Below are 26992 nucleotides of genomic sequence, written 5' to 3'. Positions count from 1 at the left end.
ACACTCTGCCATCGGGAGCAAGCCCCCTCCCACATTGTTTCTATGGTGTTCTTACAGCTGCGGGTTATCTTCCGGCGGTTTGGTCTTGTCCACGCCCGGCACATGCAGATTGCCTTCCACCACCTGGTTACCCTCCAGCTGCGGCTGGGTCACCCAGGTGAGGATGTCGTAGTAGCGCCGGATGTTCGCCACAAAATGCACCGGCTCACCACCGCGCGCGTAGCCGTAGCGGGTCTTGCTGTACCACTGCTTCTGCGACAGGCGCGGCAGCATTTTTTTCACATCCAGCCACTTGTTCGGGTTCAAACCTTCGCGCTTGGCCAGCGTGCGTGCATCGTCCAGATGGCCGGTGCCGACGTTGTAGGCGGCGAGGGCGAACCAGGTGCGGTCCGGCTCGGCGATGCTGTCGTCCAGTTCCTCCTTGATCTTGGCCAGGTACTTGGCGCCGCCCATGATGCTTTGCTTGGGGTCCAGGCGGTTGGACACGCCCATGGCCTGGGCAGTGTTCTGGGTCAGCATCATCAGGCCGCGCACGCCGGTCTTGGAGGTGACCGCCGGTTGCCACAGCGATTCCTGGTAGCCGATGGCGGCCAACAGGCGCCAGTCGACTTTTTCTTCCTTGGCGTACGCGCGAAAGTGTTTCTCGTATTTGGGCAGACGCTGCTGCAAGTGCTGGGCGAAGGTGTAGGCGCCGACATAGCCGAGTACATCGACGTGCCCGTAGTAGCGGTCTTTCAGACGCTGCAGGGTGCCGTTCTTCTCGACCTTGTCCAGGTAGCTGTTGATCTCGTTGAGCAGGCTGTTGTCTTCACCGGCGGCCACGGCCCAGCTCTGGTTGCTGGCGTTGCCGAGGTCGAAGGCCACGCGCACGTTGGGGAAGTACACCTGGTTCATCGCCACTTCGTTGGAGTCCACCAGGGTCAGGTCGATCTGCCCCTCGTCCACCATGCGCAGCAGGTCAACCACCTCAACGGCGTCGGATTCTTCGTATTCGATGGCAGGGTTCTGCTGCTTCAGCGCCGCCAGTTGCTCGGCGTGGGTGCTGCCCTTGAGCACCATGATCTTCTTGCCCACCAGGTCCGCCGCGTTGGTCGGCCGTGACTGGCCGTTGCGGTAGATGATCTGCGGGGTCACTTCCAGGTAAGGGTGGGAGAAGCGCACCTGCTGCAGGCGCTGCTCGCTGCTGACCAGGCCGGCGGCGGCCAGCACCGGGCCATTGGGCTTGCCCAGCTGGCCGAACAGGTCATCGAGGTTGTCGGCGGTCTCGATCTCCAGCTTCACGCCCAGGTCGTCGGCAAAACGCTTGACCAGTTCGTATTCGAAACCGGTTTCACCGTTGCGGTCCTGGAAATACGTGGCGGGGCTGTTTCGGGTAATCACCCGCAATACGCCATCCTCCTTGATTCGCTCGAGCGTGCTGGGTTTATCAACACAGGCGCTGAGCATCAGGAAGAGTCCGGTTGCGATGAGCCATTTGGCGCATCGCGGGCGCAAAGCAGTTGGGGAGAACATCTGCGCAGTATACGCAAACGGCCCACGGCGCCATATCTCGACAGCGGCGGACTTGTCTGCTAGCGCCGCCAAAACTGTGCTGCAGCCCGCAGAAACGTGGCCTGGCGGCCGAATGTGACGGTTAAAATAACTGCACGGAATGCCTGGGATAACGCCCCGATAGTGTGCAAACCGTGCCAACTGACGTTCGGCTGCGGCCAGTGGTGCCGTTTCGGGTGCCGTTGGCGCAGGTTTACGCTAGAATGCACGGCCTCAAAGCACACCCCCTTCCCGAGGCTGTCCCGAAGATGTTGATCCTGCGCGGCGCTCCTGCCCTTTCTGCCTTTCGCCACAGCAAACTCCTTGAGCAACTGAGCCAGAAGGTTCCAGCTGTTACAGGCCTGTATGCTGAATTTGCTCACTTCGCCGACGTTACCGGCGTGTTGACCGCCGACGAACAGCAAGTGCTCGCACGCCTTCTGAAGTACGGCCCCAGCGTTCCCGTTCAAGAGCCGACCGGCCGCTTGTTCCTGGTTCTGCCGCGGTTCGGCACCATCTCGCCCTGGTCGAGCAAGGCCAGCGATATCGCCCGCAACTGTGGCCTGGAAAAAATCCAGCGCCTGGAGCGCGGTATCGCCTTCTACGTGGCTGGCCAGTTCAGCGACGCTGACGCCGAGCTGATCGCCAGCAGCCTGCACGACCGCATGACCCAGATCATCGTCAGCCAGCTCGAACAGGCCGCCGGCCTGTTCAGCCACGCCGAGCCCAAGCCGCTCACCGCGATTGACGTGCTTGGCGGCGGCCGCGCCGCCCTTGAGAAGGCCAACACCGAACTGGGCCTGGCCCTCGCCGAAGACGAAATCGACTACCTGGTCGACGCCTTCAACGGCTTGAAGCGCAACCCCCACGACATCGAATTGATGATGTTCGCCCAGGCCAACTCCGAGCACTGCCGTCACAAGATCTTCAACGCCAGTTGGGACATCGACGGCCAGAGCCAGGAAAAAAGCCTGTTCGGCATGATCAAGAACACCTACGTGATGCACAGCGAAGGCGTGCTGTCGGCTTATAAGGACAACGCCTCGGTGATCGTCGGCTCCGTGGCCGGGCGCTTCTTCCCGGACCCTGAAACCCGCCAGTACGGCGCGGTGCAGGAGCCGGTGCACATCCTGATGAAGGTTGAAACCCACAACCACCCGACCGCGATTGCCCCGTTCCCGGGCGCAGCTACAGGTTCCGGCGGTGAAATCCGTGACGAAGGCGCGACTGGCCGTGGCGCCAAGCCCAAGGCGGGCCTGACCGGTTTCACCGTGTCCAACCTGCAGATCCCGGGCTTCGAACAGCCGTGGGAAGTGCCGTACGGCAAACCAGAGCGCATCGTTACCGCCCTCGACATCATGATCGAAGGCCCACTGGGCGGCGCTGCGTTCAACAACGAATTCGGGCGCCCGGCGCTGACCGGTTATTTCCGTACCTTCGAACAATCCATCACCACCCCGCGTGGCGATGAAGTGCGCGGTTACCACAAGCCGATCATGTTGGCCGGCGGCATGGGCAACATCCGCGAAGAACACGTGAAGAAAGGCGAGATCCTGGTCGGCTCCAAGCTGATCGTGCTCGGCGGCCCGGCCATGCTCATCGGCCTGGGCGGCGGCGCCGCTTCTTCCATGGCCACCGGCACCAGCTCGGCCGATCTGGACTTCGCTTCCGTACAGCGCGAAAACCCGGAAATGGAGCGTCGCTGCCAGGAAGTCATCGACCGTTGCTGGCAGTTGGGTGACAAGAACCCGATCAGCTTCATCCACGACGTCGGCGCCGGCGGTTTGTCCAACGCCTTCCCGGAACTGGTCAACGATGGCGACCGTGGTGGCCGTTTCGAACTGCGCAACATTCCAAACGACGAGCCGGGCATGGCCCCGCACGAAATCTGGAGCAACGAATCCCAGGAACGTTATGTGTTGGCCGTGGGCCCTGAAGACTTCGCGCGCTTCCAGGCCATCTGCGAACGCGAGCGCTGCCCGTTTGCCGTGGTCGGCGAAGCCACTGCCGAACCGCAGCTGACGGTTACCGACAGCCACTTCGGCAACAGCCCGGTCGACATGCCGCTCGAAGTGCTGCTGGGCAAAGCCCCCCGCATGCACCGCTCGGCAGTTCGTGAAGCCGAGCTGGGCGATGACTTCGACCCAAGCACACTCGAACTGGCCGACAGCATCGAGCGCGTGCTGCACCACCCGGCCGTGGCGAGCAAAAGCTTCCTGATCACCATCGGCGACCGCACCATCACCGGCCTGGTGGCCCGTGACCAAATGGTTGGCCCATGGCAAGTGCCGGTGGCCGACGTTGCCGTCACCGCCACCAGCTTCGACGTGTACACCGGTGAAGCCATGGCCATGGGCGAGCGCACGCCGCTGGCCCTGCTGGACGCTCCGGCGTCGGGCCGCATGGCCATTGGTGAAACCCTCACCAACATCGCCGCGTCGCGCATCGGCAAGCTGTCCGACATCAAACTGTCGGCCAACTGGATGTCCGCTGCCGGCCACCCGGGTGAAGATGCACGCCTATACGACACGGTAAAAGCGGTCGGCATGGAGCTGTGCCCGGAGCTGGGTATCACCATTCCGGTGGGCAAGGACTCGATGTCCATGGCCACCCGCTGGAACGATGAAGGCGTCGACAAAACCGTTACTTCGCCGCTGTCGCTGATCGTCACCGGCTTCGCACCGGTCACCGACATCCGCCAAACCCTGACCCCGCAACTGCGCATGGACAAGGGCACCACCGACCTGATCCTGATCGACCTGGGCCGTGGCCAGAACCGCATGGGCGCATCCATCCTGGCGCAAACCCATGGCAAGCTCGGCAAGCAGGCTCCGGACGTCGATGACGCCGAAGACCTCAAAGCCTTCTTCGCCGTGATCCAGGGCCTCAACGCCGATGGCCACCTGCTGTCCTACCACGACCGTTCCGATGGCGGCTTGCTCACCAGTGTTGTAGAGATGGCCTTCGCCGGTCACTGCGGCCTGAACATCGTGCTCGACAGCGTTGCTGAGGATGCTTCCGAAATCAACGGCATCCTGTTCAACGAAGAGTTGGGTGCAGTGATCCAGGTTCGCCAGGACGCTACCCCGGATGTACTCGCACAATTCAGCGCCGCCGGCCTGGACGACTGCGTTGCCGTTATCGGCCAGCCGATCAACAACGGCGAGATCAACATCTCGTTCAATGGCGACACCGTGTTCGCCGGCCAACGCCGCCTGCTGCAACGCCAGTGGGCCGAGACCAGCTACCAGATCCAACGCCTGCGGGACAACGCCGACTGCGCCGAGCAGGAATTCGACGTGATCCTGGAAGAAGACAACCCGGGCCTGAGCACCAAGCTCAGCTTCGACGTCAACCAGGACATCGCCGCGCCGTACATCAAGAAAGGCATCCGCCCACAGGTTGCCGTGCTGCGTGAGCAGGGCGTCAACGGCCAGGTAGAAATGGCGGCGGCGTTCGACCGCGCCGGCTTCAATGCGATCGACGTGCACATGAGCGACATACTCGCCGGTCGCGTTGATCTCAACGAGTTCAAAGGCCTGGTGGCTTGCGGTGGTTTCTCCTACGGCGACGTGTTGGGTGCCGGTGAAGGCTGGGCCAAGTCGGCGCTGTTCAACAGCCGTGCCCGCGACGCGTTCCAGGGCTTCTTCGAGCGCAACGACAGCTTCACCCTGGGTGTGTGCAACGGTTGCCAGATGATGTCCAACCTCAGCGAACTGATCCCGGGCAGCGAGTTCTGGCCGCACTTTGTGCGTAACCGTTCCGAGCAGTTCGAAGCCCGCGTGGCCATGGTGCAGGTGCAGGAGTCGAACTCGATCTTCCTGCAAGGCATGGCCGGTTCGCGCATGCCGATCGCCATCGCCCACGGTGAAGGCCATGCCGAGTTCGCCAGCGAAGAAGCCTTGCTGGAAGCCGACCTGTCCGGTTGTGTGTCGATGCGTTTCGTCGACAACCACGGCAAGGTCACCGAGAGCTACCCGGCCAACCCGAACGGCTCGCCGCGCGGGATCACCGGCCTCACCAGCCGTGACGGCCGCGTGACCATCATGATGCCGCACCCGGAGCGTGTATTCCGCGCCGTGCAGAACTCGTGGCGCCCCGAAGAGTGGAACGAAGACGGCGCCTGGATGCGCATGTTCCGCAACGCTCGCGTGTGGGTGAACTAAGGCGGTGTACAAGCTGGCCTTCTTTGTGCCCGGCAGCCATGTGGAGACGGTGAAAACCGCCGTCTTCGCAGCCGGCGGCGGGCGCATCGGCGACTACGACAGCTGCGCCTGGCAAGTGCTGGGCCAGGGCCAATTCCGTGCGTTGGATGGCAGCCAGCCATTTATCGGGCAAGTGGGCCAGGTTGAAGTCGTCGAGGAATGGAAGGTCGAGCTGGTGGTGGCTGATGGTTTGATCGACGCGGTTGTGGCTGCGTTGAAGCTTAGCCACCCCTACGAGACACCGGCATATGAAGTGTGGCAGTTGGCGGATTTCTGATCCGCCGGCTGTAAAACAGCAAACCCGCTGGGCCACGATGGCCAGCGGGTTTTTTGTTGCCCGTGATTTAGGTGACAGGGACCAGCTTGACGTCTTCTCTGAGCATGCCGAACAGCGTTGCCATCGCCTTGAAGCGTTGCGCCTGCTTGCCCCAGCGGTCAATGAAGTACAGCCCGTTGTCGTCGACTTGAATCGGCGTGGTCACGATTTCACCGGTACTGGAACGGTGCACCAGCCGGGTTTCTGCAGCCGACGGGCGCTCGATCAGGTACTGCCCGGCGCGGGTCAGTTTCGAGCGCTCAACCGCCACAAAGGGCCGCGGCGCCGGCCGACCGGGTTTGCCGACTTCAAGCTTGAAGTCACTGCGCAGCGCAGGTGACGTGAGCGTGGCCAGGTCACTTTCCCAGTAGCCTGGGTGAATGCCTCTGGCGAGTGCTGGCGCAGTGTCCCGTACATTCAGGCTGACTGCTCCGAGCATTTCGGCCAGCCCTGGTACTCCAAGGTTGTTATTGGTGTGGGCACTGCCGACGAAGGCGACCCATTTGTGTGGGCCGTGCGCGGCCTGGTCGGCCTCGATGACCTTGGCCGCGAAGTAATTGAACATCGAGTTGCGCGACGCACCGGGGTCCGATAACTCCTTGAGGTGGTAGCTGGCGGTACAGTCGAGGGCCCGTATGCGGATGCCATATTTATTCGCCGCCTGGACCACTTGCGTATAGGTGTCAGGGCCAGTGTTCAGCGGCATATGCCCCCTATCCTGTTGCCTTAGGTAGGTTTTGAGGCCGTCGGGCAGGCGCCGGGTGTGCAGGAACAGATCCAGTTCGGCCTGGTGCAGGTCGGTGAGCAGGTGTTCGACATACAGGGTCTTGAAGCCGGCGTCCTTGAGGGTCTTCATCTGCGTCCTGAGGAGCGCCTTGCCGGCCTCGTGACTATGGCCTTCGCCGATGATCAGCCCTGATAGCGAGCTGTCGCTGACCTGTTTGATAAAGGACTCCGTTGTGGTGGCCGCTGTGACCTCCGGCAGGAGGGGGCGGGCAGGTGGCGCATAGTCGGTGAAGAAGCGCTCGGCCTGGGTGTTCAGGCGTTCGCGCGTTTCGACGAATGCATCGAACGCCGGCCTGCGGCTGGTCATGGATGGCGGCGGGTAACGGCCGTCTAGCCCATAGGGCTCGGCTGCCAGGCGCAGGATATCGTCTCTGAGCGCGGGGGCGATGTCGAAGTCGCTGAAATGCTCAGAGGCCGGCGCAGCTGCCGATGCTGGCGATGCTGTTGCTGCGATGGGCTCGGGCGCCTTGTACGCGGTGGGCAAGCTCATCAGGTAGTCACCCTTGGCCTCGGCATCGCCGGCGATCGAACCGGCCGTGTCAATGCGCAGGCTCGCGGGCTGGCCCACACTCACATCCTCGACACGCAATGCGACGGACTCGTGCAGGTCTGCCAGACCCGGCGTCTGGTTGAAGGTGCGCAGGCGCGATGGCTCCACCAGCGCCACCCAGCGCTCCTGAGGGGTGTCGGCCATGTCCGCCTCGATGACTTTGTGCGAGTAGAAGTTTCGTAGGCGGTTGTCCCGTGGCGTGGTGGGCGGGGTGTCGCCCAGGACCAAGGCGCTGTCGAGGTGATACGAGGTGCAGGCATCCAGCGCCTTGACCTGCAGGCCCTTTTCCCTGGCCTTGCGCACCAGTTGGAGGTAAGAGTGCTCTGCGCCCTTCGCGAAGCCGAAGGTGGTGTCCAGCGTGCCCAAGTGCTGCTTGAGGTGCTTCCAGGATTTCCCCCGGTTGAGGTTTTCCAGTTTGGCCCGGAACACGTCCCCCGGTACGTACTCCAGGTACAAAGTCTTGAAGCCCTGTTCAACCAGGGTGTCGAGGTTGTCGATCAACACTTGTTTGCCGGCAATGGAACTGGGCAGGGCGCCGATGACCAGGTGCTTGTTGCTACTGAACGCCTCGGTGCCAAGCAGTTGGGCAAAGGAGGCGCCGGCATCGATGGCCGGTACCTGCGCCACCGCGGGCAACGGCACAAACCCCTGGAAAAACGCCTGTGCATCTGTGGTTAGACGCCCGACTTGTTGTTGGTATTCACCGCGTACTTTCCTCAGGTGCAGCACGGTACTGTCCAGTTGCATTTGCGCAGGCAGTTGCATCACATCGGCACGCAGGATCAGGTTGTTTTTCAACTGTGGGTCGAGGACCGATTCAACCTCGCGCCAGTACTTCGCGGGTATTCCATAGTCCTTATGGGGGCCGGGAGTTTCCGGCAGGCTTTCGTACTTCGGCGCGCCGCCCGCCAGCCCACTGCGTACCCACACGCCTTCAGCATTCGGTTCGGCCAGGCGGGCGGTGGACATCAGGTGGCCGCTGGCCGGGTCAAGGCGATGCAGTAAATAGCGGCCGATGGCATCCGGCGTCTTGGGCGCCCAGAACGGCTGGCCCTCGAAGACCACCGGCTGCATGCCGGACGGCGCCGGCGGCGGGGCTTCCAGTTGTTTGATCAGTTGCAGTACGCGGCGTTGCCCGGCATCGGCAGCACTCAGGCGCAATGGCTTGCCGACGGGGTTGAGCGAGCGCACCACGGGCCGCAAATCGGTGAGCAACGCGCCGGCACTGTTGAACAGGTAGCCGAGGAAGTGCTCGAAGGCGGCCGAGGTGTCACCTTGGTTATAGGCATGCAAGGCCAGCATGGCGTCCTTGAACGCCAGCAGCAGGCCGGTCGCCAGGCTCAGGACCGGAAACGGCGCGGTGGCCACTGCCGCCACCCATTCCACGCAGGTCCAGAGGATGCCGGTGATCATCTGCGTGCGGTTCACGGTGGTGGCGGCCACGTCGTCGAGCTTGCGTTGCAGCTGCATGTTGTACAGCGCCAGGCGCAGGTCGGTGACGGGCGTCACGCCGCGCGTGGTGTCGTAGCGCGCTGGGCTGGGGGTGGTTTTGTCCAGCTGTTCGGGGAGTTTGCGCTTGGCTTCATCAAGAAAGGCGCGGACCCGCGTGCGCGATTGCACGCCGACCCGTTCGGTGAAGTAGTCGATCATGCCTGGCTGCTTTTTCAACAGGTAGTTGAACAGCCGCGCCTCGCGAAAGCTGATGCCGTCGGGCGCCTGCGGCGTGTAGAGCAGCACGGGGTTGTCGGCGTGGGTGAAGAGCCAGGTGCCGATCACCCAGTCGCCGTCGATCATCAGGCGGTGAATCGAGTAACGCTTGCGCGTCTGCACCGAGGTGTCGGCCATGCCGGCGATGCACAGGCTGAGCCATTGCAGGTCGACCCCGGCGATATGGCCTTGCAGGTGGCTCTCGAGCGCGGCGCTTTCAAGCTGCCACTGGGTGATGGTCAATGCGGTCCTGCGGCGTAGGTCGTAAGAGGCATCCGTGCTGTCCAGCAGTTTGGCCTTCACGCCATCGATGTAGCGCTGGCCTATCCATACGCCGGTGAGCGAGCGTGCCACTTTTTGCGGTGTGAGCGCCGACAGGTCGACGCCTTGAGGGCCTCTGAAACGTGCCGAGTGCGAAAATTTTTCATCGAGAAAGCCCACGCCATCGGCGTAGCCGTCGCGATACAACTGGGTATAGGTGAGGGGCGCGGGCGTCCAGATACCGACCAGCGCAGGAGGCGAGTAGGCCCAGACGGTGTCCGGGTCGACATCGTTCTGTGGCCGGCGCAGCAGCTGGTTCAAGCGCAATCGCGCATGGTCATGTAAGTAGCTGTCGAAGCTTGGGAGGTTTGCTTCCGAAAATACCTGGGCGTTGTAGGCCAGCAGGGTGTTGTCGGCATTGTCGTTCAGCGTTGCGAGTTTTCTTCGCTGTTCGGTGCTGGCCGAGCGAAACCACAGCGGCGTGCTGAACTCATAGTCATCCACACGTGTACGCAGGGCATGCTCGGCCGTCGATTGCAGGCACGCCTGATAGCTCGTCGCCGGGTTGAACGTGACCTCCTGGTGTTCCTTTGCATGGGGCTTGAAGCCCAGGCCGGCGAGGACGCTTTTCATGGCGCTGCGAAACCGCATGGGCAGGCGGGTGATCAGGTAATCGGTGAGCGTGCCGGAGGCGGCCTCGACGCCGTTATCCACCGCCCAACCGAGGATATGGGCCTGGCACTGCGCTTCGCTGTCGAAGGTCATGAATTGCTGCGCGCGCGGCGCCTCCGGGGTGCACAGCAGCACGCGTTTGATCGCCCCCTGGCTGTCGGCCTGGCGCAACACCCACAGGTCCAGCAGTTGCGCGCCATGCAGGGACAGCGCGCCCGAGCCCACGCTGGCGGCGCTCAGTTGCGGGTCGCTGCCCGCGCGCAGGCGCTGGATCAACTGGTAGTCATCGTCGGTGAGGTGCTGTTGCAGCACGGCGGTGTAGGCCAGCACGTTGATGCGCCGATCCAGCATCTGTTCGATGGCCAGCCTCAGCTCGACGCGACCATGCAGCTCGGTTTGCAGCTGGGCAAAATCGATTCGCGGTTGCAGGGTGGTCAACTGCTGGGCCAGCCATGTGGGCGTAAGGTCCTGGTAGGCATCCGGCAGCGCTGTACCGTGGTAGGTCAGCGTGGTCTTTCGCACAAAGTCCGACCCCGGCAATTCGTCACCCAGGTGCGGGCCGCGCAGGGCCAGATCGATCAGGTTGCGCGGGTGTTGATAGTCGCCCAGGTTGGGTATGACGCGGTGGGTGGTGACCAGCAGGTGCTCTGGCTGCAAGTCGTCGATCTCCAGCTCGTCGCGCAAGCGCTCGCGCCATTGATGGTCGGCCAGGGTCTGGGGCGTGGCAACCGGGCCGAGCAGGTCAAGCAAGGTCTGGCGCGCCTGGTTGTACTGCCCCAGGTGTTCGGCCAGCTCGGTTCGCTGGGCGTCGTCGGCGCTGCGATACCAGTCGGGCGCACTCAGGCGCAGTTGGCGTTCGAGCAGGGCCTGGGCGTGCAATTCAAGGCGTGTGCTGAAGTCGGGCGGGCTGCTGGCGATGGCGTGGTCGAGGGCGTTATTCAGCTGCAGCGAGTCTTGCTGCGGGTTCTCGGCGAAGCTCAGGGCCCATTGGATGTCTTGCGTGCGTTTGTCTACCTGGACGTCAAAGAGGTGCTCGAACAGCGGCTTTTCACTGATGCTGGCCAGCGCCAGTGGCGAGATACCCGCCGCCGTCAACGTGTGGTAACGCCGAGGTAACAAGCTCATGAATTCGTCGCGGCCGGTGGGGTGATCGATAACCTGCAGCAGGTGGTTATTCAGTTCGTCCAGTGAGTCGAAGGCTTGGATTCCCCGCACCGGCGTGAACAGCAGCACGCGGCCGACCGCCTCTGTGGACGTCAGCGCCGTGACCACCGGGCTATTTTTTTGCGTGGCGACAAACGCGCCGGCCAGTTCGACGGTTACGTCCTGATAGTCGAACCTCAAGGCATACAACCCAGGGCGCAACGCGGGCGCCAGCCCAACCTGCGCGAGCATCTCACTGTCTTGCGATTGCAACAGGTGATCCTGAACCCCGAGCCTGGCCTCGTGCTCCAGGGCCGTGAGCCCCGCCTCGTAGATCATGAACGACTTGCGCGAGGAACCGTTGATCTGTTCGCGCAGGTCCATGTCCAACAGGCTGGTGTTGAGGCTGCTCTTGAGTGTGGCAACCAACGCTTGCCCTTGCGCGCTGCGCAAGTCACTGCCTGGCAACGCCTGATACAGCTGGCGGCTCTTGCCAAGCACCGTTCGGTAATGGGTTTTGAGCAGGCTGTTCACGCGCTCAAGGTAAGCCAGCTCGGCAGATGGGCGATGGTCGGGCAATAACGGCGCCGGGCTCACAAACAGGTGATGCCCGATCTGGTGGAGCGAGCTTTTGATAGTGTCGAATGACTGGGTGGACGTGCTCATCGGCACATTCTCCATGCTGAGGGTTGGAGGTCTCAGGATGGGGAAGGGGGGGCGGGGCCGGGCTGTAGATAGATAGCTGAAGGGTTGGGAAATGTCTGACAAGGCTCATGGCCTTGATTCAACTGGCGCCAGTTAAGGCCTCATCGGGCGCAAGTCGAATCGTCGCACCGCCCCTCCCACACTTGAAGGTATTCACAGTTCAAAATGTGGGAGGGGGCTTGCCCCCGATGGGGCCCTGTCAGTCACCCAGTGGTTAGACCCTGGCACCGACCTCACGCCCACCGACCAACCGCTCCAGCGCCTCACCCAACCCCGAGGCCTTGTCACCGATCAACAGGTGCCACACACCACTGTCGAGCTGGCTCACACCCTGGCAACCCAGCGCCTTCAGATCCGCTTCGGACAACACTGAGTCATCGCCCAGTTCCACGCGCAATCGGGTCATGGCCACGGCTTGCAAATGGCGCACATTCCCTCGGCCACCCAGGGCGTTCAGCCACTGCTCGGCATCCTGCAGATTCACCGCAACCGGTCTATCCACAGGCGCCGTGGCCACAAACGACGGCATCGCCAAGCGAATCTCATCGGCAATGCTGTCCGCCAGCGGCCCGACCACCACCTGCAAGCTGCCACCATTGCCCGGCCGCACAACGGCCATCGCGCCGAGTGCTTTGAGCTCGGCATCCACGGCTTTGTTGCGGTCCACCATGTCCAGGCGCAGGCGGGTGGTGCAGGCGCCCACACTGAGCAAATTGGCCGCGCCGCCCAAGGCTCGGATGTAGGCCGTAGCGCGCTGGTTGTCGCTCATCACCTGCGCCTGTGCCACCTGGATATCTTCACGGCCAGGGGTTTTCAGGTTGAACCGACGAATGCAGTAGTTGAACACGCTGTAGTAGATCGCCGCGTACGCCAGGCCTACCGGGAACACCAACCAGCCATTGGTGGATTTGCCCCAGCCCAGCACCATGTCGATAAATCCGCCGGAGAAGGTAAACCCGAGGTGGATATTGAGCATATTGGTCACCGCCATCGACAGGCCGGTGAGCAGCGCATGGAGCAGGTACAGGAACGGCGCGAGGAACATGAAGGCGAATTCAATCGGCTCGGTCACCCCGGTCAGAAACGAGGTCAGCGCCATCGACAGGAAAATCCCGCCCATGACTTTGCGCCGCTCCGGCAGGGCATTGCGGTACATCGCCAGGCACGCAGCAGGCAGGCCGAACAGCATCACCGGGAACATGCCGGTCATGAACTGGCCACCTTTGGGGTCGCCGGCAAAGTAGCGGGTCAGGTCGCCGGTGACCACCGCGCCGGTGAGCGGGTCGGTGAAGCTGCCGAACACGAACCACGCCATGTTGTTGAGGATGTGGTGCAAACCAGTGACGATCAGCAGGCGGTTGAACACGCCAAACACGAACGCGCCGAAGCTGCCGCTTTCCATCAGCAATACACCGAAGCTGTTGATGCCGTGCTGGATCGGCGGCCAGATCAGGCCAAAGATCACCCCCAGCGCCACCGCCGAGAACCCGGTGACAATTGGCACAAAGCGCCGCCCGCCGAAGAACGCCAGGTACTCCGGCAGCTTGATGTCCTTGAAACGGTTATACAGCGCACCGGCCATCAAGCCGCTGGCGATCCCGGCGAGCATGCCCATGTTGATGCTGGCGTCCATCACCTTGAGCGTGGAGACCATCACCAGATAACCAATGGCGCCGGCCAGCCCGGCCGTGCCGTTGTTGTCGCGGGCAAAACCCACGGCGATGCCGATGGCGAAGATCAGCGCGAGGTTGGCGAAGATCGCTTGCCCCGCGTCGTGCATCACCGCGATGTTGAGCAGGTCAGTGTCACCCAGGCGCAGCAGCAGGCCGGCAATCGGCAAGATCGCGATGGGGAGCATCAGTGCACGGCCCAGGCGTTGCAGCCCTTCGATGAATAGTTGGTACATGGCGGGTCTCCTTTTTCTTGTTGTTGTCAGCTCAGCGGCCAGTGGGTTTGACAGGCTTGGCGCACGGCCTTGGCGCTGCTCAGGTCGAGCAGGCCTTGGCTCAATTGCCGGCATTGCGCCGCGTCCAAGTGGCGGACGCGGTCCTTGATTTCGCCGATTTGCAGCGGGCTCACCGACAGCTCGCTGACCCCCAGGCCCACCAGCACCGGCGTGGCCAGCGGGTCGGATGCCAGGGCGCCACACACGCCGACCCAACGCCCATGTTTGGCCGCGCCCAGGCAGGTCTGGGCGATCAGCCGCAGCAGCGCCGGGTGCAAGGCATCGACCCGCGCGGCGAGGCCGGCGTGGTCGCGGTCCATGGCCAGGGTGTACTGGGACAGGTCATTGGTGCCGATCGATAAAAAGTCCGCATGCCTGGCCAGTTGCTCGGCCATCAGCGCGGCGGCGGGCACTTCAATCATCACCCCAAGCTCGGGGCGCTGGGTCAGTTCCAGCTCCACGCAAAGCTCATCCAGGCGCTGGCGGATCTGCAGCAGTTCATCCACCTCGCTGACCATCGGCAGCAAAATGCGGCAGCGCTGCAGCGGGCACACTTGCAGCAGCGCACGCAGTTGCTGGTCGAGCACCTCGGGGCGCACCTGGGCCAGGCGAATGCCGCGCAAGCCCAGTACCGGGTTGGCCTCGACCGGCAGTGGCAGGTAGTCGAGCTGTTTGTCGCCGCCGACGTCGATGGTGCGGATGATCACCGACTTGTCGCCCATGGCATCCAGCACGGCTTGATAGGCCTGGCGTTGCTCCTGCTCATCCGGCGCGGTGCGGCGGTCGACGAAGAGGAATTCGGTGCGCAGCAGGCCGACGCCATCGGCACCGTTTTCAAACGCTACTTGGGCCTCGTTGCTGGAGGCGACATTGGCGGCCACTTCGACGGTCACGCCGTCAGTGGTGATCGCCGGCAATTGGGCCTGGGCCTGTTGCTGCTGGCGCCGCAGGTTTTGCGCGTCGCGAAGCTGGTGGACTTCGGCATGACGGGCGTCGCTGGGCGCCAGTTCCAGGCGACCGTTGGCGGCGTCAAGCACCACGCGCTGGCCTTGGGGGACGTCCAGCAGGTCTGCGCCCAGCGCGACGACACACGGCAAGCCTTTACCCCGCGCCAGGATCGCCACGTGAGAGGTGGCGCCGCCTTCGGCCATGCAGATACCGGCCGCCTGTTGCGCGCTCAGTTGCAGCAGGTCCGAGGGGGTCAGCTCATGGGCGCTGACAATCGCCCCGGCCGGCAATTCGAAGTGCCACGCCTCACCCAGCAGCGCGCGTAAGACGCGTTGTTGCAAGTCGCGCAGGTCGTTGGAACGCTCGGCAAACAACGGTTTGCCCAAGGCCAGCAACACCGCGCACTGGGCCTGGATCGCATCGCGCCAGGCGTGGGTGGCGGCGCTGCCGTGTTCGATGGCGTGGGTGGCCGCGTCCAGCAGCGCCGGGTCTTCGAGCAGTGCGAGGTGGGCGGCGAAGATGTCTTCTTCTTCAACATTTTTGCGTTGGCGGGCGTGGTCCAGGGTGACGCGGATTTCGCCGCGCACCTGCTCCAGCGCCGCGTCCAGTCGTTGCAGTTGTTCGTCGGCATGATGCTGGCCGGTGTCGGCCGGCAGTTCGATGCCAGCCAGCCGCAGCAGCGGCCCGCAGACCAGGCCCGGTGCGGCGCATACACCTTGCAACACACCGACTTCGGTATTGGCGCGACGCGGCGCAGCGATAACGGGCGCGTGGTGTTCCTCTTTGACCGCAACCGAAAGCGCCGCAACCAGTGCCTGCAACGCCGCCTCGGCGTCTGTGCCGCGACAGCTCACGCGTACCTCATCGCCTTCGCCGATGCCCAGGCCCATCAGGCCAATCAAGCTGTCGCACGCCGCCGACTTATCGCCGAAGTGCAGCAACGCCTGGCTGCTGAAACCCTGGGCGGTCTTGCGGATCAACGCCGCCGGGCGCGCATGCAACCCGCCACGGTGGGTGATGCGCACGCTGGCGCTGGCTTCTGTGCTGGAGTTATCCACAGCCGTTTGAACGCCGGCGGTCGAGCGCGCGGCCACCCGCATCAGCGGCTCGCCGAGCTTGACCGTGTGCAGCGCGAGTGGCGTCAGTTCAAAGCGATCGCTGTTGGTCAGGATGACTAGGCTGACCAGGCTCTTGCACTGGCGCGCGATGCGGTCCAGGTCAAACTGCACCAGCGCCTGGCCCTCTCTCACGTGCGCGCCTTGCTTGACCAGCAGCGCAAAGCCTTCGCCGTTCAGCTCCACGGTGTCGATGCCCACGTGCATCAGCAGCTCGGCACCGTTGTGCGCGCGAATCGTCAGCGCGTGGCCGGTGCGGGCGACGTGGATGATCTCCCCGTCACACGGCGCGTGCAGGCTGTCGTTCAGCGGGTCGATGGCGATACCGTCGCCCATGGCGCCGCTGGCGAACACCTCATCGGGGACGTTGCCCAAGGCCAGCACCGGCCCGCTTAAGGGGGCGCTGAGGGTCACTGCATTATTGTTGTTGGACATGGGCACGGTACTCATCAGGAAAACGCCACTCAGTGAGTGCGGGTGACTTTGCTCAGGTGGCGCGGCTGGTCGGGGTCCATGCCCCTGGCCACTGCCAGGCCGGCGGCCATCACGTAAAAACTCTGGATTGCCAGGATCGGGTCCAGGCTCGGGTGTTCGGCGCGGCTCAGGGTCAGGTCGCGCTCGGCAATATCGTCCGGCGCGGCCAGCAACACGCGGGCGCCGCGCTGGCGCATGTCGGCGGCCAGGCTCAGCAGGCCGGCCTGCTCGGCGCCGCGTGGGGCGAAGATCAGCAGCGGGTAGTGTGCGTCGATCAAGGCCATCGGTCCGTGGCGCACTTCGGCGCTGCTGAAGGCTTCGGCCTGGATCGCCGAGGTTTCCTTGAGCTTGAGCGCGGCTTCCTGGGCGATGGCAAACCCGGCGCCACGGCCGATCACCATCAAGCGCTGGCTGCCTTTGAGGGCGTCGATGGCGAGTGTCCAATCCTGCTTCGCAGCGCCACGCAACTCATCGGGGAGCGCGTGGCAGGCTTGCAGCAAGTCGGCTTCCTGGTTCCAGTGGCCGACCAACTGCGCGCTGGCGCTGAGGGTGGCGATAAAACTTTTGGTCGCGGCCACGCTGAGTTCCGGCCCGGCGCACAGCGGCACGTGAAACTCACAGGCGGCCTCCAGTGGCGAGTGTGCGGCGTTGACCAGCGAGATGCTCAAGGCCCCGCGCTTGCGCAGCAGGCGCAGGCTGTTGACCAGGTCCGGGCTCTGGCCCGACTGCGAGAAGCCGAACGCCACCTGGCCACTGACTTTCAGCGGCGCCTGCAACAAGGTCACCACCGACATCGGCAACGACGCCACCGGGATGCCCACATGCTGCATGGCCAGGTAGGCGAAGTAGCTGGCGGCGTGGTCCGAGCTGCCGCGGGCGATGGTCATCGCCACTTGCGGCGGCTGGCGACGCAGGCGGCCGGCGACTTCCTCAAGTATCGGGCTCAGGCGTTGCAGTTGCGCGGCAACCGCGTCAGCGGAGGCCAGGGCCTCTTCAAGCATTTTTGAAGTCAATGGTTTCTCCTTCGACCATTACGTCGGTGAGGTGCAGGGCGCGGTCCAGGCGCACGCAGTCGGCAAAGCTGCCGGGTTGCAGACGACCGCGTTGTTCCAGGCCCAGGTAGTCCGCAGGAAATTGCGACAGGCGTTGTGAGGCTTCGCTGATGGGCAGGCCGATTTTCACCAGGTTGCGCAGCGCCTGGTCCATGGTCAGCGTGCTGCCGGCCAGGGTGCCGTCTGCCAGGCGCACGCCGCCCAGGCATTTGGTCACGGTGTGGCTGCCCAGCTTGTATTCGCCGTCGGGCATGCCGGCGGCAGCGGTGGAATCGGTGACGCAATACAGGCACGGGATCGAACGCAAGGCCACGCGGATGGCGCCGGGGTGCACGTGCAGCAAGTCCGGGATCAACTCTGCGTATTTGGCGTGGGCCAGTGCGGCGCCGACGATGCCAGGTTCGCGGTGATGCAGCGGGCTCATGGCGTTGTACAAATGGGTGAAGCTGGTGGCGCCGGCGGCGAGGGCGGCGACGCCTTCTTCATAGCTGCCCAGGGTGTGGCCGATCTGCATGCGCACGCCGCGTTCGCTGAGGGCGCGGATCAGGCCGTCGTGGCCGGCGATTTCCGGGGCGATGGTGATCACCCGGATCGGCGCCAAACGCAGGTACTCCTCGACTTCGGCCATCAATGCGGTGTGGGCGAAGTTGGGTTGCGCGCCGAGTTTTCCGGGATTGATGTAGGGCCCTTCCAGGTGCACGCCGAGTACACGGGCGCTGCCGGCAGGGCGTTGCTCGCAGAACGTGCCGAGTTCGCCGAGCACGCGGGAGATTTCCTCGACCGGTGCAGTCATGGTGGTGGCCAGCAGCGAGGTGGTGCCAAAGCGCACGTGGGTGCGGGTGATGGTTTCGAAGGCGGTCGCGCCTTCCATGATGTCTTTGCCGCCGCCGCCGTGCACATGCAGGTCGATAAAGCCTGGCAGCAGGTAGGGCAGGTCGTTGTCGGCCGGGTCGCAGGGCTGGCCTTCAATGGCGGTGACCTTGCCGTTTTCGTGCACCAGGCGGCCGCGAATCCAGCCGTTGGGCGTGAGGATGTTGTTTTCGGACATGGGCAGTTCTCTAAATGCGCAGTTCAGCGGAGTAGTCATGGCGGCGCAGTTCTGCGACGAAGTCGTAGTAGTCGTTGCGGCAGTAGGTGTCGGTGATTTCAATCGGCGTGTTGTCGGCGGTGTAGCCGACCCGGGTCATCAGCAGCATGGCGGTGCCGGGGGCAATGCCCACCAGCCTGGCGAACTCGTCCGAGGCATTGATTGCCTGGATGTGCTGCAGGGCACGTACCACGGGCTTGCCGATGCCTTCGAGGTATTCGTACAGCGAGTTGCCGATGGCTTGCGGCTGCGGCAGCACCGAGGCGGGCAGGGTGGTCATTTCAATGGCCATCACGGTGTCATCGGCTTTGCGCAAACGCTTGAGCCGCGCCACTTTGTCGGCGGGCGACAAGCCCAGGCGAATCAGCTCTTCGTGGGTCGGCTGGGTGATCTCACGCTCCAGCCATTGGGAGGTGGGCACAAAGCCCTTGAGCCGCAACATCTCGCTGAACCCGGACAGGCGGGAGAGCGGCTGCTCCAAACGTGGCGAAATAAACGTGCCGGAGCCTTGGTTGCGGCGGATCAGCCCTTGCGCAAACAACACTTCCAGCGCCTTGCGGGCGGTGACGCGCGAGATGCTCAATTGCTCGCTGAGCATGCGCTCCGACGGCAGCGCCTGTTCGGACGTCCACTGGCCGGCATGGATCGCCGCTTCCAGCTTGCGCGCCAATTGCAGGTACAGCGGCGTGGATTGTTTGTCGTCGGGGCGCAGGGCCAGGATGGGATTCATGGTTCAGGTTTCCGATGCGGTTATTGGAGTGTTGTCGCCCGGTAATGGCCGGAAATTAATACCACTTAAATACCATGTCAATGCAACCAAAACGGTGCAGGCACTGGTTTCAAGGCCCTGCAATGGGGCCTGGTATCAAGTGGTATTAGAGAGGTCTTTATCGCGCGCAGAAGCACGCAGCCCAGCGCGGTGAACTGGTATTCACCGGCAGGCGCTGCCAGGGGCAGGAATTATTTTCAGATTATTTTACGAACGGTACGTGATTACGGCCGAATCTCGATCAGGGTGCCGTCTTTGACCAGGTTCCAGACTTCACGCATATCGACGTTGCGCATGCCGATGCAGCCGTCGGTCCAGTCCAGGGTGTGAAACCACTGCTCCGGGTAGTCTTCGGTGTCGGGCGTGCCGTGGATCATGATCATGCTGCCGGGCTTCACGCCTTCGCGGCGCGCGCGGGCGGCGTCGCTGATATTCGGGTAGGAGATGTGCATGGCCAGGTTGAAGCGGTCGCTGGTCTTGCGCCAGTCGATCCAGTACAGGCCTTCCGGGGTGCGGCGGTCGCCCTCGATCAACTTGTGGCCCTTGGGGTTTTTACCCAGGGAAATACGGTAGGTCTTGAACGGCTGGCCGTCGTTGATCAACTGCAACTGGTGGGCCGACTTGAGCACCAGGACTTTCTCGACAGTTTTGCCGCCCAGGGTTTGCACAACGGCGGCGGGGGACAGGGTAGCGAACGACAGGCAGATAACAGCAAGCAACCAACGCATTAAAACGGTATCCCTTCAAAGGTCATCTGCCGGAGTGTTATTGAGCGGGCTTGCCCATCGGCGGCACAGCCTCGCTGCGCACCGGGTACGACTGCAGCCTGCGGTCAGCGAAAAAGCATTCTAAGGTACGTGCCACCGTGCGGAAAGCCAGCTCGGACCAAGGGATATCGGCTTCGTCGAACAGCTGTACTTCGAGGCTTTCGGGGCCTGCGGCGTAATCCAGGTCGACCAGTTCGGCGCGGTAGAAGATATGCACCTGGCTGATGTGCGGCACGTCGATCAGCGTATAGATGTTCAGGTTGCGCACGCGGGCACAAGCTTCTTCGAGGGTTTCGCGCATGGCGGCCTGCTCCACCGTCTCGCCGTTCTCCATGAAACCGGCGGGCAGGGTCCAGTAGCCCAGGCGCGGTTCGATGGCGCGGCGGCACAGCAGCACCTTGTCGCCCCACACCGGCACGGTGCCGGCGACAATATTGGGGTTCTGGTAGTGGATGGTCGAGCAGTGATCACACACAAAACGCAGGCGGCCGTCGCCTTCGGGAATGCGCTGGGTAACCGGTTTACCGCACTGGCTGCAGAAATTCATGCTGGGGTTCCTGGAAAGTGCGCCTATCTTGGCGTGGCTGGCGGGGGGCTGCAAGGTGTCGTCGGGTTTTGGGGTTGGGCGCCCGGCAGCTTTGGTGCATGATGCAAGGTAGCCAACAGACCGAGATGACTCATGCTGGACGAGCTACTTCGCCGGGTAAGCAATCACACTCCCCATACGCTGGAAACCGACGGGCGTTTCCCCGAGGCCGCGGTGCTGGTGCCGATTACCCGCAGTGACGAACCTGAGCTGATCCTGACCCTGCGCGCCAGCGGCCTGTCGACCCATGGCGGCGAAGTGGCCTTCCCCGGCGGGCGCCGCGACCCCGAAGACCCGGACCTGATCTTCACCGCGCTGCGCGAAGCCGAAGAAGAAATCGGCCTGCCGCCTGGCCTGGTGGAAGTCATCGGCCCGCTGAGCCCGCTGATTTCCCTGCATGGCATCCGGGTTACGCCTTATGTAGGCGTTATCCCCGATTACGTCGAATACCTGGCCAACGATGCCGAGATTGCGGCGGTGTTCAGCGTGCCGCTGGATTTTTTCCGGCAGGACCCGCGTGAACATACCCACAGAATCGATTACCAGGGCCGCAGCTGGTATGTGCCCAGCTACCGGTTTGGCGAATACAAGATCTGGGGGCTGACGGCGATCATGATCGTGGAGCTGATCAACCTGCTCTATGACGACGCCCAGATCAGCCTGCACCAGCCGCCCAAAAGCTTCATCAATACCTGAGCCATCGTTTGAATGGCGAGCCGTGAGGACACACCATGAAATACCGCCTGGGCGACGCCCGCGTCGAGACGCACCCAACCAGTTGGGTGGCCCCCAATGCCACGCTGGTGGGCAAGGTCAAGCTGGAGGAGGGCGCCAACGTCTGGTTCAACGCGGTGTTGCGTGGCGACAACGAACTGATCCTGATCGGCAAGAACAGCAACGTGCAGGACGGCAGCGTGATGCACACCGACATGGGCTACCCACTGACCCTCGGCACCGGCGTGACCATCGGCCACAACGCCATGCTGCACGGCTGCACGGTGGGCGATTACAGCCTGATCGGCATCAACGCGGTGATCCTCAACGGCGCCAAAATCGGCAAGCATTGCATCATCGGCGCCAATTCGCTGATCGGCGAAGGCAAGGAAATCCCCGACGGCTCGCTGGTGATGGGCTCGCCCGGCAAGGTGGTGCGTGAGCTGACCGACGCGCAGAAGAACATGCTCGAGGCCAGCGCCGCGCACTATGTGCATAACTCGCAGCGCTATGCGCGTGACTTGGCTGAGCAGGAAGAATGAACCCGATAGAACGCCCCGTCGCCTCGCCGTGCGTGAGCATTTGCGCACTGGATGACGACGATATCTGCACTGGCTGCCAGCGCACGGTGGATGAGATTACGCGTTGGAGCCGTATGGACAATGCCGAGCGCCGGGTGGTGTTGGGGTTGTGCCATGAGCGGGCGGTGGCGGGTGGGTTGGTGTGGATGACTCCCGGCAAATCTGGCAGCTGACAGATTGCTATCGGGGGCAAGCCCCCTCCCATATTTTGACTGCATTCCCGCAGGAGAAACACGGTCACCTGTGGGAGGGGGCTTGCCCCCGATAGGGCCCTCCCAGACGACATATTTCAAAATGTGAAGTACCCTGTGCCGATTGCTCACAGGTCCATCCCCCCATGCTCTTCCTGATCGCCTACATCAGCAGCGTCGTGCTGATCAACTTCGCCTTCTCCACCGCCCCGCACCTGGACATCATCTGGTCGGCCTGGGGTGGCCTGGTCTTCATCCTGCGCGACATGGTGCAAACCCGCTTCGGCCATGGCGCAATCGTTGCCATGCTGGCGGCGCTGGTGCTGTCGTACATCACCTCCGACCCCTCCATTGCCCTGGCCAGTGCCACGGCGTTCGCGGTGTCCGAATGCATCGACTGGCTGGTGTTCAGCATCACCAAGCGCCCGCTGCACGACCGCCTGTGGATAAGTTCGGCACTGAGCATTCCCCTCGATACCTTTATCTTTTTCGGCCTGATCGGCGCGCTCACCCCGGCCGTGGCGGGCACCGCGCTGGTGTCAAAGTTCGCCGGGGTCACGGTGGTGTGGCTGATCATGGCGGTGCGCATGCGCAAACGGGCCGTCGCCAACTGAGGCCAATTTTTACAGTTCATGTAAAATGCCGGCCTTTCTCCCCATGATCCGCTCCCCTGAGGACCTGAGATGACCCGAATCGGAACTCCATTGTCGCCAACCGCGACCCGCGTAATGCTGTGTGGCTGCGGTGAGCTGGGCAAGGAAGTGGTAATCGAACTGCAACGCCTGGGCGTTGAAGTGATTGCCGTGGATCGCTACGCCAACGCGCCGGCCATGCAGGTGGCGCATCGCAGCCACGTGATCAACATGCTCGACGGCGCCGCCCTGCGTGCGGTGATCGAAGCCGAGAAGCCGCACTTCATCGTGCCGGAAATCGAAGCCATCGCCACCGCCACCCTGGTTGAGCTGGAAGCCGAAGGCTTCACCGTGATCCCGACCGCGCGTGCCACCTCGCTGACCATGAACCGCGAAGGTATCCGCCGCCTGGCCGCTGAAGAGCTGGACCTGCCGACCTCGCCGTACCACTTCGCCGACACCTTCGAAGACTACAGCAAGGCCGTCCAGGACCTGGGCTTCCCGTGCGTGGTCAAGCCGGTGATGAGTTCGTCGGGCAAGGGCCAGAGCCTGTTGCGCAGCATCGATGACGTGCAGAAAGCCTGGGATTACGCCCAGGAAGGCGGCCGCGCCGGCAAGGGCCGGGTGATCATCGAAGGCTTTATCGACTTCGACTACGAAATCACCCTGCTGACCGTGCGCCACATCGGCGGCACCACGTTCTGCGCGCCGGTTGGCCATCGCCAGGAGAAGGGCGATTACCAGGAATCCTGGCAGCCACAAGCCATGAGCCCGATTGCCCTGGCCGAATCCGAGCGCGTTGCCAAAGCGGTGACCGAAGCCCTGGGTGGTCGTGGTCTGTTTGGCGTCGAGCTGTTCATCAAGGGTGATCAGGTGTGGTTCAGCGAAGTCTCGCCGCGCCCGCATGACACCGGTTTGGTGACCCTGATTTCCCAGGACCTGTCGCAGTTCGCGCTGCATGCGCGCGCCATTCTTGGCCTGCCAATTCCGTTGATCCGTCAGTTCGGGCCTTCGGCGTCGGCGGTGATTCTGGTGGAAGGGCAGTCGATCCAAACTGCATTCGCCAACCTTGGCGCCGCCTTGAGCGAGCCGGACACGGCGTTGCGTCTGTTTGGTAAGCCAGAGGTGAATGGCCAGCGCCGCATGGGCGTGGCGTTGGCGCGGGATGAGTCGATTGAGGCTGCTCGGGCCAAGGCGACCCGGGCTTCCCAGGCTGTTGTGGTAGAGCTCTAAAAGCATCGGGGCGATGCGGCGGCCCGACAAGCCCCCTCCCACATTTGATTGGGTTCACAGAGTTTGATGTGTGAACCCATTCCAGTGTGGGAGGGGGCTTGCCCCCGAGAGCGGTCTATCAGACCACCTTGTTCAGATCATTATCCCGCGTCTCTTTCAGGCACAGCACAGCAATCAAGCTAAGCAACGCCGCTGCCGACACATACCCGCCGACATAACTCAGCCCACCCATCGCCACCAGCTTGGTCGCGAAGAACGGTGCGGCCGACGCGCCCACAATCCCACCCAGGTTATACGCCGCCGACGCGCCGGTATAACGCACGCGGGTCGGGAACAGCTCCGGCAGCATCGCGCCCATCGGGGCGAAGGTCACGCCCATCAGGAACAGCTCCAGCGCCAAAAACAGTGCAACCGCCCAGGTCGAGCCGTGGGTCAGCAGCGGCTCCATGGTAAAGCCCGACAGAATCGCCAGCACCGCGCCGACGATCAGCACCGGCCTGCGCCCCCAGCGGTCACTCGCCAGCGCCGCCAGTGGTGTGGCCAGGCCCATGAACAGCACCGCAAAGCACAGCAGGCCGAGGAAGGTTTCACGGCTGTAGCCCAGTGTCGACACGCCGTAGCTCAGGGAAAACGCGGTGGTGATGTAGAACAGCGCATAGCACACCACCATCGAGGCGGCGCCCAGCAGCACCGGCAGCCAATGCTGGCTGAACAGTTCCACCAGCGGCACTTTTACCGGTTTTTCCTTGGCCACGGCGTTGGCGAACACCGGGGTTTCATGCAGCTTCAAGCGTGCATACAGGCCGACCATCACCAGCGCGGCACTGAGGATGAACGGGATGCGCCAGCCCCAGCTGCGGAACTGCTCGTCATTGAGGCTCATGGCCAGGATCAGGAACAAGCCGTTCGCCGCCAGAAAACCAATCGATGGGCCCAACTGCGGAAACATGCCGAACCAGGCGCGCTTGCCCTTGGGCGCGTTCTCGGTGGCCAGCAATGCCGCGCCGCCCCATTCGCCGCCCAGGCCCAGGCCCTGGCCGAAACGCAGCACACACAACAGGATCGGCGCCCAGGCCCCGATGCTGTCATAGCCCGGCAGCAAGCCGATCAGCGTGGTGCACACGCCCATCAGCAGCAAAGAAGCCACCAGCGTGGACTTGCGCCCAATGCGGTCGCCAAAGTGGCCAAACAGCGCCGAGCCAAGCGGGCGGGCGATAAAGGCGATGCCGAAGGTCAGGAACGACGCCAGCATCTGCGCGGTGCCTGAGGTCTGCGGGAAGAACACCGGGCCGATCACCAGCGCGGCAGCCGTGGCATAGATGTAGAAGTCGTAGAACTCGATGGCGGTGCCGACGATGCTCGCCGTGGCGACCCGTGCAGTCGAGTTGGTCGGGGCGGCGGTCGCGGCCTCGTTATAGGTGGTGCTCATGGCGATATCCCTGACGGTCATTGCGCGTTTGGACGCGGATTATTATTGGTCGAACACCCATGGATCAGGGTTGTGCGCGGGGTGGCTCGGGATGGGAGCGAACACCGGTCAGACACGATGCAGCGGTGCCTGGACGCGCGGAGTGCGGGTAGCACGCGGTCGGGCGGGGCTTGGGTAAGCTCGCCGATTATAGGAAGGGGTTTGGAAATACAACAAGAGCTGGAGCGCCGCAAATCAAAATGTGGGAGGGGGCTTGCCCCCGATTGCGGTTGATCAGTTGCAGATGTGCTGATTGGCACACCGCTATCGGGGGCAAGCCCCCTCCCACATTGGATTGTGGTGTGTCAGGAGAACTATGCGGCGACCGGCACGCGGCTGGTGTGCCAGATCAGTACCTTGGCCACACGGTTGTCCTCGGTCTCGAGGATTTCCAGGCGATAGCGCCCGATTTTCAGGCACACCGCGCAATCCGGAATGGTCTCCAGCGCTTCGGTCACCAGGCCGTTGAGGGTCTTGGGGCCGTCGCTGGGCAGGTGCCAGCCCAGGCTCTTGTTGAGTTCACGGATCGAAGCGGCGCCGTCGATGATGTAGCGGCCATCGGGCTGGGCCTCGATGTGCGGGTTATCCACTGCCTGATCGCTTTCGAATTCGCCGACGATTTCTTCGAGGATATCTTCCAGGGTGACAATGCCCAGCACTTCGCCGTATTCGTCCACCACCATGCCCAGGCGGCGCTGCTGTTTGTGGAAGTTCAGCAGTTGCAACTGCAAGGGCGTGCTTTCCGGGACGAAGTAGGGTTCGTGGCAGGCGGCGAGCAACGCTTCCTTGGTCAGGCTGGCGTCGGGCAGCAGGTGCTGGACCTGGCGTGTATTGAGCACGGCCTGGACCTGGTTGATGTCACTGTGGAACACCGGCAGGCGGGTGCGCTGGGAGGTGCGCAGTTGCTCGATGATTTCTTCGATGGAGTCATCCAGGTTGATGCCGTCGACTTCGCTGCGCGGCACCAGGATGTCATTTACGGTGATGTTATCCAGTGCATGGATGCCAGGCATGCCGGGGTTCTGGCTGTCATCGGCCTCGGGTGCCTGGTCGTCATCGTGCTCGGGCAGCGGGTCGTCGCTCTTTTTCACCACGCCGGCCTTGCGCGCAAACGGGCGCAGCAGTAACAGGCTGATGCCATTGAGCAGCCAGGCAAAGGGGTAGAGGATTTTCAGCGGCACGCCCAGCAGCGTATTGCCAAAGCCCAGCACTGCCTGGGGATGGCGGGTGGCCAGGGCGCGGGGCAGGTAGTCGGCGAGTATCAGCAGCACACTGCAGGAGATCAGCCAGCCCAGCCACGGGCCGTTCTGCGCCCAGGTGTAGATCGCCAGCAAGGTGCACAGAATCACCACTGCGGCGCGGCACAGGCTGTTGCACAGGATCAGGCTGTTGCGCGGAAAACTCAGGCGGGCGGCGGCCTTGTCACCCTGGCGGGTGCCGGGGCGCAGGGCCAGCAGGTGTTGTTGTGCGGCTTCGATGGCGGTAAACAGCGCCGCCCATAACACCAGCAGGGCGATTACCGCGAGCATCGGCCCAAGGGGCAAGTTGTCCATGA

18 protein-coding genes are annotated in these 26992 nt (G+C 63.3%); 7 read left to right on the top strand and 11 right to left on the bottom strand.

What is annotated here, in order from left to right; all coding sequences use genetic code 11:
• Positions 1 to 51: 51 nt before the first annotated feature.
• A complete protein-coding gene (gene mltF / locus AC0IYH_RS13815; protein WP_116628747.1) occupies positions 52 to 1512 on the bottom strand; it encodes a membrane-bound lytic murein transglycosylase MltF in 1461 nt (486 codons plus the stop codon).
• A 287-nt stretch (positions 1513 to 1799) separates the two neighbouring features.
• Here mltF and purL point away from each other — a divergent pair, with 287 nt between their 5' ends.
• A complete protein-coding gene (gene purL, locus AC0IYH_RS13810) occupies positions 1800 to 5696 on the top strand; it encodes a phosphoribosylformylglycinamidine synthase (protein ID WP_116628746.1) in 3897 nt (1298 codons plus the stop codon).
• Between the two features lie 4 nt (positions 5697 to 5700).
• Positions 5701 to 6012 (top strand): NGG1p interacting factor NIF3, encoded by a 312-nt coding sequence (locus tag AC0IYH_RS13805; RefSeq protein WP_471834779.1) that lies wholly within the window; start codon positions 5701 to 5703, stop codon positions 6010 to 6012.
• A 67-nt stretch (positions 6013 to 6079) separates the two neighbouring features.
• On the opposite strand, the gene AC0IYH_RS13800 is transcribed toward AC0IYH_RS13805, so the two are convergent.
• The 8 genes from AC0IYH_RS13800 to AC0IYH_RS13765 form a co-directional block, all read right to left on the bottom strand.
• Positions 6080 to 11836, bottom strand: a complete 5757-nt coding sequence (locus AC0IYH_RS13800) for a membrane-targeted effector domain-containing toxin (RefSeq protein ID WP_471834778.1) — start codon at positions 11834 to 11836, stop codon at positions 6080 to 6082.
• A 253-nt stretch (positions 11837 to 12089) separates the two neighbouring features.
• Entirely contained in the window at positions 12090 to 13781 is a 1692-nt protein-coding gene (nagE, locus tag AC0IYH_RS13795; RefSeq protein WP_471834776.1) for an N-acetylglucosamine-specific PTS transporter subunit IIBC, read from the bottom strand.
• Between the two features lie 26 nt (positions 13782 to 13807).
• Positions 13808 to 16318 carry a phosphoenolpyruvate--protein phosphotransferase gene (ptsP, locus tag AC0IYH_RS13790; RefSeq protein ID WP_471834813.1) on the bottom strand — a complete coding sequence of 837 codons (2511 nt, stop codon included), beginning with the start codon at positions 16316 to 16318 and terminating at the stop codon, positions 13808 to 13810.
• A gap of 29 nt (positions 16319 to 16347) precedes the next feature.
• Positions 16348 to 17358, bottom strand: a complete 1011-nt coding sequence (locus tag AC0IYH_RS13785) for an SIS domain-containing protein (protein WP_471834811.1) — start codon at positions 17356 to 17358, stop codon at positions 16348 to 16350.
• Positions 17351 to 18457, bottom strand: a complete 1107-nt coding sequence (gene nagA / locus AC0IYH_RS13780; protein WP_116628741.1) for an N-acetylglucosamine-6-phosphate deacetylase — start codon at positions 18455 to 18457, stop codon at positions 17351 to 17353. The genes AC0IYH_RS13785 and nagA overlap by 8 nt, the downstream gene beginning before the upstream one ends.
• 10 nt (positions 18458 to 18467) lie before the next feature.
• On the bottom strand, positions 18468 to 19226 hold the full coding sequence (locus AC0IYH_RS13775; RefSeq protein ID WP_116628740.1) for a GntR family transcriptional regulator: 759 nt from the start codon (positions 19224 to 19226) through the stop codon (positions 18468 to 18470).
• Positions 19227 to 19489: 263 nt separating this feature from the next.
• A complete protein-coding gene (locus AC0IYH_RS13770) occupies positions 19490 to 19993 on the bottom strand; it encodes a L,D-transpeptidase family protein (protein WP_116628739.1) in 504 nt (167 codons plus the stop codon).
• A gap of 37 nt (positions 19994 to 20030) precedes the next feature.
• Complete coding sequence (locus AC0IYH_RS13765) at positions 20031 to 20579, bottom strand: NUDIX hydrolase (protein ID WP_471834773.1); 549 nt, start codon at positions 20577 to 20579, stop codon at positions 20031 to 20033.
• A gap of 132 nt (positions 20580 to 20711) precedes the next feature.
• On the opposite strand from AC0IYH_RS13765, the gene AC0IYH_RS13760 reads away from it, so the two are divergent.
• The 5 genes from AC0IYH_RS13760 to purT all read left to right on the top strand — a co-directional run bounded on the left by AC0IYH_RS13760 (position 20712) and on the right by purT (position 23969).
• A complete protein-coding gene (locus AC0IYH_RS13760; protein WP_015885706.1) occupies positions 20712 to 21314 on the top strand; it encodes a CoA pyrophosphatase in 603 nt (200 codons plus the stop codon).
• 35 nt (positions 21315 to 21349) lie between these two features.
• Entirely contained in the window at positions 21350 to 21874 is a 525-nt protein-coding gene (locus AC0IYH_RS13755) for a gamma carbonic anhydrase family protein (RefSeq protein WP_116628737.1), read from the top strand.
• Positions 21871 to 22086 carry a DUF1289 domain-containing protein gene (locus AC0IYH_RS13750; RefSeq protein ID WP_116628736.1) on the top strand — a complete coding sequence of 72 codons (216 nt, stop codon included), beginning with the start codon at positions 21871 to 21873 and terminating at the stop codon, positions 22084 to 22086. Before AC0IYH_RS13755 ends, AC0IYH_RS13750 begins: the two co-directional genes overlap by 4 nt.
• A gap of 164 nt (positions 22087 to 22250) precedes the next feature.
• The gene (locus AC0IYH_RS13745) at positions 22251 to 22718 is read left to right on the top strand and encodes a VUT family protein (protein ID WP_116628735.1); all 468 of its coding nucleotides are present in this window, start codon (positions 22251 to 22253) and stop codon (positions 22716 to 22718) included.
• Positions 22719 to 22787: 69 nt separating this feature from the next.
• Complete coding sequence (purT, locus tag AC0IYH_RS13740; protein WP_471834770.1) at positions 22788 to 23969, top strand: formate-dependent phosphoribosylglycinamide formyltransferase; 1182 nt, start codon at positions 22788 to 22790, stop codon at positions 23967 to 23969.
• A 118-nt stretch (positions 23970 to 24087) separates the two neighbouring features.
• Here the strand turns inward: purT and AC0IYH_RS13735 are convergent, their stop codons facing one another.
• A complete protein-coding gene (locus AC0IYH_RS13735; RefSeq protein ID WP_116628733.1) occupies positions 24088 to 25398 on the bottom strand; it encodes an MFS transporter in 1311 nt (436 codons plus the stop codon).
• 353 nt (positions 25399 to 25751) lie between these two features.
• Entirely contained in the window at positions 25752 to 26990 is a 1239-nt protein-coding gene (locus AC0IYH_RS13730) for a transporter associated domain-containing protein (protein WP_116628732.1), read from the bottom strand.
• Between the last annotated feature and the right edge of the window lie 2 nt (positions 26991 to 26992).

The sequence above is a fragment of the Pseudomonas sp. AC463 genome, from assembly GCF_979253585.1.
Note: the sequence above shows the minus strand (reverse complement) of the source record. Positions and strands in the feature narration are given on the sequence as shown.